The sequence below is a fragment of the Serratia sp. LS-1 genome (genome assembly GCF_003719595.1).
Lineage (GTDB): Bacteria > Pseudomonadota > Gammaproteobacteria > Enterobacterales > Enterobacteriaceae > Serratia > Serratia ureilytica.
Genome location: NZ_CP033504.1, coordinates 4,882,328 through 4,896,289, shown reverse-complemented (window position 1 = coordinate 4,896,289; position 13,962 = coordinate 4,882,328). Strand labels below are relative to the sequence as shown.

11 protein-coding genes are annotated in these 13,962 nt (G+C 59.6%); 5 read left to right on the top strand and 6 right to left on the bottom strand.

Features of this window, described 5'->3' with window-relative positions:
• Positions 1–83 precede the first annotated feature (83 nt).
• Complete coding sequence (gene fbp, locus EDY99_RS23280) at positions 84–1,088, top strand: class 1 fructose-bisphosphatase (protein ID WP_123062095.1); 1,005 nt, start codon at positions 84–86, stop codon at positions 1,086–1,088.
• Between the two features lie 45 nt (positions 1,089–1,133).
• Here the strand turns inward: fbp and EDY99_RS23275 are convergent, their stop codons facing one another.
• A complete protein-coding gene (locus EDY99_RS23275; protein ID WP_123062094.1) occupies positions 1,134–2,687 on the bottom strand; it encodes a methyl-accepting chemotaxis protein in 1,554 nt (517 codons plus the stop codon).
• A gap of 260 nt (positions 2,688–2,947) precedes the next feature.
• Between EDY99_RS23275 and ppa the strand changes: the two genes are divergently transcribed.
• Positions 2,948–3,478 (top strand): inorganic diphosphatase, encoded by a 531-nt coding sequence (gene ppa / locus EDY99_RS23270; RefSeq protein WP_004933594.1) that lies wholly within the window; start codon positions 2,948–2,950, stop codon positions 3,476–3,478.
• Between the two features lie 52 nt (positions 3,479–3,530).
• Here the strand turns inward: ppa and EDY99_RS23265 are convergent, their stop codons facing one another.
• Genes EDY99_RS23265 through EDY99_RS23255 form a run of 3 tightly spaced genes read right to left on the bottom strand, consistent with a single transcriptional unit; the run spans position 3,531 to position 9,414 of the window.
• The gene (locus EDY99_RS23265; RefSeq protein ID WP_025159589.1) at positions 3,531–3,878 is read right to left on the bottom strand and encodes a gamma-glutamylcyclotransferase; all 348 of its coding nucleotides are present in this window, start codon (positions 3,876–3,878) and stop codon (positions 3,531–3,533) included.
• Between the two features lie 2 nt (positions 3,879–3,880).
• A complete protein-coding gene (locus tag EDY99_RS23260; protein WP_123062093.1) occupies positions 3,881–7,699 on the bottom strand; it encodes a translocation/assembly module TamB domain-containing protein in 3,819 nt (1,272 codons plus the stop codon).
• Entirely contained in the window at positions 7,696–9,414 is a 1,719-nt protein-coding gene (locus EDY99_RS23255; protein WP_169539905.1) for an autotransporter assembly complex family protein, read from the bottom strand. The genes EDY99_RS23260 and EDY99_RS23255 overlap by 4 nt, the downstream gene beginning before the upstream one ends.
• Positions 9,415–9,718: 304 nt before the next feature.
• Between EDY99_RS23255 and msrA the strand changes: the two genes are divergently transcribed.
• Positions 9,719–10,357, top strand: a complete 639-nt coding sequence (gene msrA, locus EDY99_RS23250) for a peptide-methionine (S)-S-oxide reductase MsrA (protein ID WP_089195519.1) — start codon at positions 9,719–9,721, stop codon at positions 10,355–10,357.
• A gap of 180 nt (positions 10,358–10,537) precedes the next feature.
• Positions 10,538–11,869 (top strand): hemolysin family protein, encoded by a 1,332-nt coding sequence (locus EDY99_RS23245; protein ID WP_033641641.1) that lies wholly within the window; start codon positions 10,538–10,540, stop codon positions 11,867–11,869.
• 69 nt (positions 11,870–11,938) lie between these two features.
• Here EDY99_RS23245 and EDY99_RS23240 read toward each other — a convergent pair whose 3' ends face one another.
• Positions 11,939–12,145, bottom strand: coding sequence for a DUF1107 domain-containing protein (locus tag EDY99_RS23240; RefSeq protein ID WP_004933604.1), 207 nt, complete (start codon positions 12,143–12,145; stop codon positions 11,939–11,941).
• Positions 12,146–12,475: 330 nt separating this feature from the next.
• Between EDY99_RS23240 and EDY99_RS23235 the strand changes: the two genes are divergently transcribed.
• On the top strand, positions 12,476–13,033 hold the full coding sequence (locus EDY99_RS23235; RefSeq protein ID WP_123062092.1) for a YtfJ family protein: 558 nt from the start codon (positions 12,476–12,478) through the stop codon (positions 13,031–13,033).
• Position 13,034: 1 nt separating this feature from the next.
• On the opposite strand, the gene cysQ is transcribed toward EDY99_RS23235, so the two are convergent.
• A complete protein-coding gene (gene cysQ / locus EDY99_RS23230; protein WP_033644177.1) occupies positions 13,035–13,775 on the bottom strand; it encodes a 3'(2'),5'-bisphosphate nucleotidase CysQ in 741 nt (246 codons plus the stop codon).
• Between the last annotated feature and the right edge of the window lie 187 nt (positions 13,776–13,962).

The window sequence follows — 13,962 nt, the reverse complement described above, 5'->3', positions numbered from 1 at the left end:
GCATCTTTGGGCTACACTGCTCGCGAAAACGTTGGCGGTTTGTTAACAGGCCGCTATCCATCCGTAGATTCAGGGATTGTGTCATGAAAACGTTAGGCGAATTTATCGTCGAGAAACAGCACGACTTCTCGCACGCCACCGGCGAGCTGACCGCGTTACTTTCTGCCATTAAACTGGGCGCCAAAATCATTCACCGCGACATCAACAAGGCCGGCCTGGTTGATATTCTGGGGACCAGCGGGGTGTCCAACGTACAGGGCGAAGTTCAGATGAAACTGGACCTGTACGCGAACGAAAAACTGAAAGCGGCGTTGAAAGCGCGTGGTGAAGTTGCGGGTATCGCTTCCGAAGAAGAAGATGAAATCGTGATATTCGACGGCGAGCGAGCTGAAAATGCCAAGTATGTCGTATTGATGGATCCGTTGGACGGTTCGTCCAACATCGATGTCAACGTCTCGGTCGGTACGATTTTCTCTATCTATCGTCGCATCACGCCGGTCGGCACGCCGGTGACCGAAGAAGACTTCCTGCAGCCGGGCAGCGCCCAGGTCGCAGCGGGTTACGTGGTTTACGGTTCGTCCACCATGCTGGTGTACACCACCGGTTACGGCGTCCACGCCTTCACGTACGATCCGTCTCTGGGCGTGTTCTGTCTCTCTCACGAGAAAGTGCGTTTCCCGGCGAGCGGCAACATGTATTCCATCAACGAAGGCAACTACATCAAGTTCCCTCTCGGCGTGAAGAAATACATCAAGTACTGCCAGGAGCAGGATGAAGCGACGCAGCGCCCTTACACCTCGCGCTACATCGGTTCTCTGGTGGCGGACTTCCACCGCAACCTGCTGAAAGGCGGCATCTACATCTACCCAAGCACCGCCAGCCACCCGCAAGGCAAGCTGCGCCTGCTGTACGAATGCAACCCGATGGCGTTCCTGGCCGAACAGGCCGACGGCAAGGCCAGCGACGGCAAAAACCGCATTCTGGACATCACGCCGGTGAAACTGCACCAGCGCGCGCCATTCTTCGTCGGCACCAAGTCGATGGTGGAAGACGCAGAACGCTTCATCGCCGAAAATCCGGACGAGTAACGCGTTCTTTGCCAGGGTTCGGCGCCTTGCCGAACCCTTATTGCCTTACAGCTTGAACGCCGCCATGCTCTGCGCCAGCAGCTGAGCCTGATCTTCCAGCGAGCGCGTCGCCGCCGCAGACTCCTCCACCAGCGCCGCATTCTGTTGCGCCACCTGATCCATCTGCGCCACCGCCAGGTTCACCTGTTCGATACCGCTGCTTTGTTCGCGCGTCGCCGCCGAGATCTCACGCATCAACGCCGTCACCCGGCCCACTTCACCGGTGATGCCGCTCATGGTCTGCGCCGCCGACTCCACCATCTGTTCGCCTTCCTGCACCCGGTTTTGCGACGCCTCGATCAGCCCTTTGATCTCTTTCGCCGACTGGGCGCTGCGCTGCGCCAGGTTGCGCACTTCACCGGCCACCACCGCGAAACCGCGGCCCTGTTCGCCGGCGCGCGCGGCTTCCACCGCCGCGTTCAGCGCCAGGATGTTGGTCTGGAAGGCGATGCCGTCCATCACGCTGATGATATCGGCGATGCGGCGCGAGCTGTCGGTGATCGCCTGCATCTTGCTCATCACCTGGCTGACCACCTCACTGCCCTGGTTGGCGATATCGGACACGCTCAGCGCCAGCTGGTTGGCCTGTTCACAGTTCTCGGCGTTCATTTTCACCGTCGAGGTCAGCTGTTCCATGCTGGCGGCGGTCTCTTCCAGCGACGCGGCCGATTCTTCGGTGCGCTGCGCCAGATGCAGGTTGCCGGCCGCCAGTTCGCGCGAACCGGTGTCGATCTGGCTGCTGGCGTCACGCACTTTGCTGACCGAACTGGCCAGCGCCTGCTGCATGCGCAGCATCGCCCGCACCAGGCGCCCCATCTCGGTATCGCCCTCGCCACGGATCTCGTGGGTCAGATCGCCGCCGGCGATGTGTTCCAACTGCGCGATGGACTCGTCCAGCGGACGCAGAATAATCACGCGCAGCGCGAACCAGGCCAGCAACGCCAACAGCACGCTGAGCAGGCCCGCCACCACGATCAGCGAGATCTTGGTGCTGGCGTTGCTTTCCGCCTCATACACCTGCTTCTCGCCGAGCTTCATGGCGAAGCTGCGGAAATCGGTGAGATCCTTTTCAAACGCGATGCTCAAGGCGGAAATGCGCGTCTCCTGGATATGGTAATACTCATCGATCTTGCCGGCTTTGATGGCGGCGGCCATCGGCTTCACGCCCTGCTCCAGATAGGCGCGATAGCTGTTTTGCAGGCGATTGGAGAGTTCGCGGCCGCGATCGGTTACGGTGCCGACGCCGACAAAGCGCGCCATTTCCTTGTTCGACTGCTCGAGGTAACCGTAGATGCGGCTCACGGTGGCGTCAGAGACATCGATCTGACCGATCTCCCGTTGGCGCACCGCCAGCGAGGCGGCGGTTCGGGCGCGCAGCGTCAGGTTGGAACTGTTGGCCAGCGAGCCCAGCTCTTCGCCGAGGATCTGGTTCAAGGTATGGATCGAGCGCGATCCTTCGTTAATCGCGTTGACGCCAATAACGCTGACCATGATCAGCAGCATGGTCATCAGGCTCAGCAGGGCGATCAGCCCAGCCTTCACCGTAATCTTTTTTAGCATGAGTTCTTCCCGGCTTCAGAATAGTGAGATCAGACGTAGTAGGGGTGGCAAAACGCGGAGCCAGCTTTGCCGGCTCATTATTGTTTGTTGAAGTTATCGGCAGGCGGAGGCAAAACTTCATGCCGCGGCGGGATTAATCTGGAAATTATCCCTGCGCCGGCACGCTGGGTTTTCAACGATGAAAAGGGCAGGAAATCGCAAAAGAGTCCGCTATAATAGCCGCCACTCCATTTCTGGTTTGATGATTAAAGGAAACCGACATGAGCTTGAATCTGGTCCCTGCTGGCAAAGACCTGCCGGAAGACATCTACGTAGTAATCGAAATCCCGGCCAACGCCGATCCAATCAAATACGAAATCGACAAAGAAACCGGCGCGCTGTTCGTTGACCGTTTCATGTCCACAGCGATGTTCTACCCGTGCAACTACGGTTACATCAACCACACCCTGTCTCTGGACGGTGATCCGGTTGACGTGCTGGTCCCAACCCCATACCCGCTGCAGCCGGGCTCCGTGATCCGCTGCCGTCCGGTTGGCGTACTGAAGATGACCGACGAAGCCGGTGAAGACGCCAAGCTGGTTGCGGTACCGCACAGCAAGCTGACCAAAGAGTACGATCACGTGAAAGACGTGAACGACCTGCCGGAACTGCTGAAAGCCCAGATCGCTCACTTCTTCGAGCACTACAAAGATCTGGAAAAAGGCAAATGGGTGAAAGTGGAAGGCTGGGCAGACGCTGCCGCGGCTAAAGCGGAAATCATCGCCTCCTTCGAACGCGCTGCCAAGAAGTAATCCTGCCGCCGTCCGATGAAAAAACACCGCTCATTGAGCGGTGTTTTTTTTCTTACTGTTCTTCGAGACGCTTCAGCCAGTCACCGCTGGTAATTCGCGGGTAACCGTCCACGCTGTGTTTGTACAGGTAGATCCACGCACTCCCATAAGGCGTCTGAATCAGCTCGCGCTTATAGTCCTTGGTGTTGCTTTTCAGTTCGTCCAGCTCTGCCAGAATCGATGAGTTAATACGATACACCTCGCAATGTATCGTGCCCTCTCCAGGGATCGCCGCCGGGTAATGGCCCAGATTGTAAATCTGATAGCCTTCGAGCTCGTGCTCGCCGAGCCATTGGGCGTTGGTCATCCAATGGCTGTTTCCCTGTTTGCGTCGTAAACTGCCGTAGACAATTATTCGCATCGCTAAAACTCAAACTGATAGAGCAAATCTAATGCCTGGTCGAGACCAGACACCGCTTCAAGATACAACTTAGGCATCAGGCGATAACGCAACGTCAGCGTGGCCAGCGAGTCGAAAATGCCCACCCCATATTTTACTTGTAAGCCTGGGAGGACATAGCCGCTCACGACAACCTGGGAATTGTCGCCAACCCCTTGAGTGTCCAGAGCCAAATTACTCACGCCGAATGCCTCGCCGATTTTACCCACAAGTTGACCACTTTGTGCAACCCCCATGCCGATTAACATCGACGTCATGGCGTTGCCGTCGGCGCCTGAGCTGTTCAAGCCCTGGCCGCGCAGCAGATAAGACAGGGCTTCCTGTTGCGATTTGGCCGGATCGGAGAACACTTCCAGCTTCGGCGCATCCGCCAGGCCGGTCACGCGCACGCCAGCGGTCACGTCGTCCTCGGTGGATTCCGGGTTGCGGATCGCTTCGATATTGAGCAGCGGCTGATCCGGCGGGCCGGAGAACATCAGCTGCCCTTTACGCACGATCAAATCCTGACCATAAGCATGGAAGCGACCGGAAGGGATGTCAATCTGGCCATTGAGGCCCAGCCCTTTCTTGTCCTGCACCACTTTCAAATCACCCTTCAGGCGGGCTTTGAGGCCGAAGGCGTCCAGCCGCACGTCATTGCCGACGTGGATCATCAGGTTGCTGTTGATCGGAATCGAGGCGGTCTTCGGTTGAATCGGCTTCAGCTGGTCGTCCAGCATCACTTCGTCGGAAGAGACGCCCACCGCGCTTTCCGGCAGCTCCTGCACCGTGATGCGCGCCCAAGGGATGTCGACCTTGCCGTTGAGCGAGAACAGCTGCGGCGTGGCTTCGAACACCAGATCCGGCGACACGTCGATGCGGATCATCGGCGGCACCGTCACCCGCAGTTTGTCGCCCTTGGCGGCAATGCGCGCACGCCAGGCGTTGATGTCACGCCAGTCGGCATCGCCCGCCAGATTCAGCTGGCCGCGCGTGGTGCTGAGCAGCCCTTCCAGCGTCGAGGTCATGCCATTGAAATTCACCGCCAGCCGCGCGTCGGTCATATCGAACGGCATCCAGTGGCCCTGCACCTTCGCCCGATCCAACGCCAGACGCCCGAACACCAGCGGCTTCTGCACGCTGCCGCCCAGACGCAGGTTGGCGTTCAGCATGCCCGCCGCGCTTTCGCCCTTCATCAGCGCTGGGTTGATCAGCGCCAACGAAATGTTGGTGATATTGACGTTGCCGCTGATGGTGCGCCGCACCTGCGGATCCGCCACCTGGATATTGCCGTCGAACTGGCCGTTGTTGGTCAGTTTGATCCGCCAGTCGGCCTGCGCGCGGCCGTTGTTCAGACCGGCGTTGAGGGTCAGCGTATCGAAGGCGATCGGCAGCGCGTTGCCCTGCACCTGCTGCACCACCTTGACGCCGTTGCCGGCCAACGTGACCTTCGCCTCCGGCAGCGCGCCGCCCGGTTTCCAGCTGACGTCGGCCCGGCCGGTGAACACGCCGCTCAGGGCGGTCTCCGGGCCGAGGAACGGCTTGATCATCGCCAGATCGAACCGGTTGAGCACCACGCTGGCCTGGCCGCTCTGGCCGGCTTCGATGGTCTTCGGCACGCACAGCTCGGCATTCGGGTTCTGCCAACAGTGCGGCCCGATGCTGATTTTCTGCGCGGTGTTCAGGTAGTCCAGCGCGATGGCGCGCGTCAGGCGCCACTCCCCCACCGGCGTATCGAAGCGGGTATTGTTCAGATTGCCGCGCCAGCGCTGCTGCTGACGATCGAAGCTGCCCTGCAGCGCCAGCTGGCCGGAGACCGGCTTACCGTCGATCTTCAACTGCAGCTGATGCTGCTTCTCGCTGCCTTTGGCGTCCAGGGTCAGCAGGCTGACTTCCAGCGCGTCCTGCTTCAGCTGCTCGACGCGAACCGCCAACTGCCCCTGGATCTGATCCGTGGAGCGCACGTCACCGTCGATCTTCACCCGGTTGATGCGCAGCGCCTGCCACTGCAAACCGGAGGCGGTCAAATCCGCCAGCAGCTGAGGTGCCTGCAGATTGCCGCGCAGCTTCAGCAGCCCTTTGGCGGTGCCGCCCAGGCCCGGCAGCGCGCCGTCCAGACGCGGCGCGTCGATGTTGGCGTCCAGGTTCCAGCTCTTCTCGTCCAGCTGTCCTTTGACGTTCAGCTGGTTGCGCCCCAACGTCAGATCGATGCCGGGGATTTTCCACTGCCCGGCGGCGTTGCCGCTCAGCGTGCCGCGCGCCGTGACCTTGTTCTGCTTCACGTTGCCGTCCAGCTGCAGCACCGGCACCTGCAGCTGCCAGCTGCCGCCGTGCAGGCTGCCGCGCGTGGTGATCTTGCCGTCGAGTTTCGCCGGCCATTCCGGCCACTGCTTGGCGGTATTGATGCCGCTCAGCGTCAATTGCGAGTTCCAGCTGATGGCCTTGCTCCAGTCCACCAGCGCGGTGAGATCGGTATTACCCTGCAGCGCCGCCAGCCGCAGGCGCTCCAGCTTGAACTGCTCGACGTTGCCTTTGCCGTCCAGCGTCAGCACCGCCGGCGGCAGATCCTGACCTTTCAGATTAGCGCGCGTCGACAACGCATAGTCGGTCGCCTTGCCGTTAAAGCGCAGGCGGAAATCGTTAACCTGGTACTGCGCCTCGCCGCTCAGCGGCCATTTCAGCTGTTTGCTCTGCAGCGTCAGCGCCAGCGGCAGGCCGGCTTCGGCCAGCCGGGTTTGCACATCGAGCTGGGCGCCGACCGGGCCGGACAGGTTCAGCGCCACCTTCAGCTCATCACGCAACCCGCCGCCGATGTTCAGCTTCACCTTCTCGCCCTTCAACGGGTCGATGTTCAACGCGCTGTTGGCGGTCAGGGCCACCGGCCAATCGCCGGTCAGGGTCGCCTGCCCCTGCACCGACAGCGTACCCTGCGGCGACTTCACGTCGAAGTTGTCCAGCTGGATATGCTGATCCTGCGTGCTGGCCTGCAGCAACAGACTCGTGATCAGCACGTCGGTATCGCCGGTCAAGCGCAGCTGTTCACCGCTGATCTCTTTCACGGTGATATCCAGCGGCAGGCGGATGTCCGGCAGATCCGGCAACAGCGGTTTGGCGAACAGTTCCTTCAGCGTTTCGCCAAGCGGCTTCTCTTCCGGCTGCGGCGCCGGTTTCGCCGCGTCGGTAACCTGCTCACCGACCTTTTTCGCCACCTCGACCGCCGGTTGCACCGCTTCCGGCAACGGATTTTGCGGCGTTTTCGGCAAGGCGATCAGCAACGAGCCGATCTTGGTCGGCATCAGCGTCAGCGCACGCTCTTGCCACTGTGCGCCGGTGCGGAACTCGGCCAGAGAAATGGCGGTGTCGTCGACGGTGACCTTGACGTTGTTCAGCGCCAACAGGCGCAGGGTGATCGGATAAGGCGTACTGAGATTGGTGGTCGGCTCGCTGCTCTCCTCCACCGGCGCGGAGGGCGCCATCTCTTTGGTGTTCACCGCCACGTCCACGTCCTGAGCAGTCAAGGCGTTGACGCACAGCGAGCTGCGTTTAAAGCAGGAGAGATCGAGGGACAGATGGAATTGCCCGGCGTTGACCGTCACGCCCGGCATCTGATACTTCACGCCCTTCAGCGTCAGATCGCGCCAGCCGCCGCTGACGCCGGCGATCTCCAGCCCCGGCACCCAGCGCGCCGCGCCGTTGATGACCATGTGCAAACCGGTGGTGGTCCCCACCAGAAAGGCCAGTCCGCCGATCAGCAGCAGCAGAACGACCAGAAATCCGAGACAAATCTTTTTAACCAGGCTCATAGTTCAGGCCCCAAACCGATGTAGAACTGCATCCCGTGAGTGTCCTTGTCTCCCACGGGCGCGGCGATATCCAGCTTCACCGGCCCCACCGGCGACTGCCAGCGCACGCCTACGCCGGCGCCGGTCTTGAAGTTGCTCTGCTTGATATCGTTCACCGCTTCACCGGAATCGACGAACATCGCCCCCCACCATTTGCCGGTCACGTTGTATTGATACTCCAGCGAGCCGGTCAGCATCTTGGAGGCGCCGGTCAGCTTGCCGTCGTCGCCGCGCGGAGAAATGTCTTTGTACTTGTAGCCGCGAATGCTGCGGTCACCGCCGGCGAAGAAGCGCAAATCCGGCGGCACCTTGTCGAAGTCGTTGGTTTCTATCCATCCCACCTGCCCGCGCGCCACGAAACGATGCTTGTCGGCGAGCGTGCGGATCCAGACGTTCTGCGCCTGCATCAGCGCGAAGTCCACGCCCGAGCCCCAGGTGGTGTCGGATACGTCGATGGAGTAGCGCTGGCTGTCGCCCCAGGTCGGCATCAGGCCGCCGCGCGAGCGGGTGCGGTTGAAGCTGACGCCGGGGTACAGCAGCATGGTGGTGTTGCTGACGTTGCCCTGGGTAAAGTTATCCCAGCGCCAGGTCAGGTTGATCGCCCGCTGCCAGCCGCTGGAGAGATCCCAGTTGCGCGAAGCCACCACTTTGGAGGTCACGGATTTGGTGTCGTTAAGGTCGACGTTCTTGAGCCCGCCCTGCAGCAGGTAATACTGCTCCAGCGGATTCTTCAACAGCGGGATCTTATAGGTCAGATCCAGCTGCTGCTCCGGCGCCGACACGCTGGCACTGGTTTCCAGGCTGTGGCCGCGATCGTTGAGCCAGGGCTTTTTCCAGGTGCCTTTCACCCGCGGGCCGACGTCGGTGGAGTAACCGATACCGGTTTCGATGGTATTGCGCGTACGCGGCGTTACCAGCGCGTCCAACGGCAAAATCTTGTTCTCTTTGGCATCGTTGAAATCAGGGGACACCACCACCGAGTTGAACCAGTTGGTGGCGGACAAACGGCGGTTCAGCTCGGCCAAATCCTCCGAACTGTAGTAATCCCCCTGATGAAAGGGCACCAGATTTTGCAGATAGTCTTCGCGGATTTGCGAACCGGTGAATTTCACCTTGCCGAAGCGGTAACGTTCGCCGCTGTTGAAATCGATATCCCAAAACGCCTTGTGCAGATCTTCTGCCACGCCGAGTTGGCTTTTGGTCATATCGGCGTCGAAGTAACCTTTGCGCAGCGCCAGGCCGGTCAGCGAGCCTTTGAAACTGTCATACTTGCCGTGGTTGAGGATCTCGCCGATGGTCGGCCGATCCTTCTTTACCAGCGCCAGGTAGTCCTCATCGGTCTTCGCGCCGCCTTCCAGCACGATGTTGGCGCCGGCGATGCGCACCGGTTCGCCCGGATTGACCTTGGCATGCAGCACCGGACGCGACATCCCCGGCCGATCGTCCAGCGTAAACTCGATGGTCGGCTGGTAATAGCCGAGCGCGCGCAGCCCCTGGCGCACCGCCTCATCCACCCGTGCGCGGAAGCGACCGTCGGTGCCGACCTCTTCAGGCGTGATCGACGACAGCCGCACCCGGACGTTTTTTTCCAACTCTCCGCTTAACCCCTCCACCTGCAGCCGCACGTTGGCCGCATAGGCTGCAGGTGCCGCAAGCAACACAGATATCAAGCACATGACCGGGTACTTTGGCACGTGTTCTCCTTATTGATTTTACTTTCCTGTTATGGTGTTCGCTCCGGGGCCAGGGCAGACTCCGCGCTATCATGACGGCAGCCCTCTTCAACCTTCTTCCGGACGCCGCCCGCCGCGCTTTGCCGCCGCGCAACAGGCGAATTCTTCACTTTTGGCGCTCAAAATACTGCGTTAAGCTTATACAAAATCCCACTTGCCGCTTATTGTGGGCAAAGACGCGGTGAGATACAACCGAACCGCCGCCATGTAGGGTCAATTCTTACTGTGACAACAGGAGTCAACCGTGGTGCCATTTTTTGATAAATCACAAACCGTCGATAAGGCAAGCGCGCTGCCTGGCCGCACCACGCCAATGCCTGTCGCAACGCTCAACGTCGTCACCGAACACTCGATGACTCAGGTGCCGGCCGGCATGGAAGTGGCGATCTTCGCCATGGGCTGTTTCTGGGGCGTTGAGCGTCTGTTCTGGCAACAGCCGGGCGTCTACAGCACCGCCGCCGGCTACAGCGGCGGCTACACGCCGAACCCGACCTACCGCGAAGTGTGCAGCGGCCAGACCGGCCACGCCGAAGTGGTGCGCGTGGTGTTCGATCCGCAGGTCGTCAGCTACAAGCAGCTGCTGCAGGTGTTCTGGGAAAATCACGATCCGGCGCAGGGCATGCGCCAGGGCGGTGACGTCGGCACGCAGTACCGCTCGGCGATTTACACGCTGAGCCCAGAGCAGCAGGCCGAGGCGGAAAGCAGCCTGCAACGCTTCCAGCAGGCGATGGCGGCGGCGGGCGACAAGCGCGTCATCACCACCGAGATCGCGCCGGCGCTGCCGTTCTATTATGCGGAAGACGATCACCAGCAGTACCTGTTCAAAAACCCGGAAGGTTACTGCGGGCTGGGCGGCATCGGCGTTTGCCTGCCGCCGCAGGGCTGATCCGATGCCGGCCGGCGGCACTTTTTTAACCGCTGGCGGCCCCTGTGGGGCAACTGCTATACTGTGCGGGCCGCTTCTGCGGCCCGATAGCTTCCCTTCTGGTTGTTATCGCTGCTTTTTTTACTATGTACTACCCTTCCTCAAGAGCGCCGGCATCCCGTCGGCACGTATGGATAGATTATGTTAAACAGTATTTTACTGATTCTTTTTCTGATCGCGGTGAGTGCGTTTTTCTCACTGTCGGAAATCTCTCTGGCCGCCTCGCGCAAGATCAAACTGAAGCTGATGGCGGACGAAGGCAACATCAACGCCGCCAGAGTGCTTAAACTGCAAGAAACCCCAGGCATCTTCTTCACCGTGGTGCAGATCGGCCTGAACGCCGTGGCCATCCTCGGCGGTATCGTCGGCGACGCGGCGTTTTCCGGCACCTTCCAACAGTTCTTTATTCGCTTCCTGTCGCCCGAACTGGCGGAACAGGTCAGCTTCATCTGCTCCTTCGTGCTGGTGACCAGCCTGTTTATCCTGTTCGCCGATTTGACCCCGAAGCGCATCGGTATGATTGCACCAGAGACGGTCGCCGTCCGGATCATCAACCCGATGCGTTTCTCCATCATGATCTTCCGCCCGCTGGTGTGGTTCTTCAACGGCATGGCCAACCTGATCTTCCGCATGTTCAAGCTGCCGATGGTGCGTAAAGACGACATCACCTCCGATGACATCTACGCGGTGGTGGAAGCCGGTGCCCTGGCGGGCGTGCTGCGCAAGCAGGAGCACGAGCTGATTGAAAACGTGTTCGAACTGGAATCGCGCACCGTGCCGTCTTCGATGACCTCGCGCGAAAGCGTGGTGTACTTCGATCTGCGCGAAAGCGAAGAGAGCATCAAGGAGAAGGTCTCGACCCATCCGCACTCCAAGTTCCTGGTGTGCGACGGCCATATCGATCAGGTGGTGGGTTACGTCGATTCCAAAGACCTGCTGAACCGCGTGCTGGGCAACCAGAGCCTGGTGCTGAGCAGCGGCGTGCAGATCCGCTCGGCGCTGATTGTGCCGGACACGTTGACGCTGTCCGAAGCGCTGGAAAGCTTCAAAACCGCCGGCGAAGACTTCGCGGTGATCCTCAATGAATATGCGTTGGTGGTGGGCATCATCACCCTTAACGACGTGATGACCACGCTGATGGGCGATCTGGTCGGCCAGGGCCAGGAAGAGCAGATCGTGGCGCGCGACGAAAGCTCATGGTTGATTGAAGGCGGCACGCCGATCGACGACGTGATGCGCGTGCTGGACATCGACGAGTTCCCGCAGGCGGGCAACTACGAGACCATCGGCGGCTTTATGATGTATATGCTGCGCAAGATCCCGAAACGCACCGATTTCGTCAAATACGCCGGCTACAAGTTCGAAGTGGTGGATATCGACAGCTACAAGATAGACCAGCTGCTGGTCACCCGACTGAGCGACAAACCGGCGGCGGTGCTGCCGAAAGCGCCGGACGACACTCCGGCGGCCTGACGGCGCGAAGGACAAAAACATCAGCGGCCCCATCGGGGCCGCATTTTTTTACCGCTGTCAGCGAGGTGTTCACCCCATCTCGGTCTGCAACAGCAGCACCTGACGGTTCACTTCAGACATCACGCTGAAATGGCGCTTGTCACGAATCTTCGGCGGCAGGATTTTCCCCTCGTCGAATTCAAATGCGCCTACGTCCTTGATATACAGCCTTCCGCGAAACAGGGTCTTAACGTACTTTGCCACTTTCAAAGGGTTATAACGCTGGAAGATTCTCATTCTTTTACGCTCCTCCCGTTGATCCATGCGCTCAGCGAGCCGCCAAAGGTGGCAGCCTCGAAATTCAGAACGCAACTTGATTGCATGTAGTAGACCCAGTAAAGACCAGAACGTTCACTTCTGCCCGGATATCTACGCTGGATTTACACTTTTTGACAGAATTGTATATGATAATTTATAACGTTTTCAGGATATCCCTTCAAAATCTGATGATTAGCGAACCAAGGGAAAATCTGCGATCCGGTTAACAGGACAGACCTCTTATCACATCCTATGCTTTAGGCTGTCGAAGTGCTGTCGCACAAATTCCCCCCATTACAAGGAGAAAGCATGAAAACAAGTCGCATGCTGATGGTAACCCTGCTGCTCGTCCCGCTTTTCGCTTCCGCGCACAACTTCCAGCTCCAACAGCGCGTGGCGCCGGTTGGCGTCAGCGATAAAGGAGAGCTCAATTACGCTGACGGTAATTTTAGCTACCAGAATTGGAACAGCGCGCAGCTCAGTGGAAAAGTGCGGGTGATACAGCACATTGCCGGCCGCAGCTCCGCCAAAGACATGAACGACCCACTGATTGAAGCGATTAAGAAGGCGAAGCTACCACACGATCGTTACCAAACGACGACAATCGTCAACACCGACGATGCCCTGATGGGCACCGCCATGTTCGTGCGCAGCAGCATCGAAGACAGCAAGAAAGAGTTCCCGTGGTCGCAGTTTATCGTCGACAGCGACGGCAACGTGCGCAAAGCCTGGGATCTGCAGCCGAAAGGTTCCGCCATCGTGGTGCTGGATAAGCAAGGGCGCATTCAGTTCGCCAAAGACGGCGCGCTGACGCCGGAAGAGGTGCAGCAGGTGATGTCCAAGCTGCACCAGCTGTTGGCGAACTGACTCAGAACAGCGAAACCCGGAAGCCGGGGTTGAGGAAAGATTCACGCGGGGTATAGAGCAACGGCTTGCCCTGCCAATCGTGAATTTGCGCCCCGGCGGCCACCGCCACCGCGTGTCCTGCAGCGGTATCCCAAATATTGGTTGGCCCGAAGCGCGGATAGAGCTGCGCCTTGCCTTCCGCCACCAGGCAGAACTTCAGTGAGGAACCGACGGACACGGTCTGGTGCTCGCCCAACTGCTGCAGATAGTCTTTCAATTCGTCGTCGATATGCGAGCGGCTCACCACCACCAGCGGCGGATGCGCGTTGCTGACGCCGATCGCCTGCCGCACGCCCTTCTCTTCTTTCCAGGCCTTGCCGCGCTCCGCCAGATACAACACGTCGATCGCCGGGGCGTACACCACGCCCATCACCGCCTGCCCGTCTTCAATCAGGGCGATATTGACCGTGAACTCGCCATTGCGATGCAAGAACTCTTTGGTGCCGTCCAGCGGATCGACCAGCCAGTAGCGCGTCCAGTTGCGGCGCTCTTCCCACGCCGGCGGATCCTCTTCCGACAGCAGCGGCACCTCCGGCGTCAGGGCCGCCAGGCCGCGCTTGATGATGTGATGCGCCGCCAGATCGGCCGCCGTCACCGGTGAGTCATCTTTTTTCTGTGCGACATCAAGCGGTTGTTCACCGTCGTACACCGCCATGATCGCCGCCCCCGCCTCGCGGGACAGTTGGCAAATTCGCTCTAACATCATGCACCTCAACTCTGCATCTCCGTGGGAAATTTCCCTCTGTCTCTGCTAGCAGACTAGTTTTTTTTACGCCGAATATCCATCTCAACCGGCTAAGCTACGGGAATTCCTCAGATCTTGTTGGGCACAACTGTGAACTTCCCCGCGTTACCCGCCGCCGTTTTCTGCCACACTTCACAGTTTACTG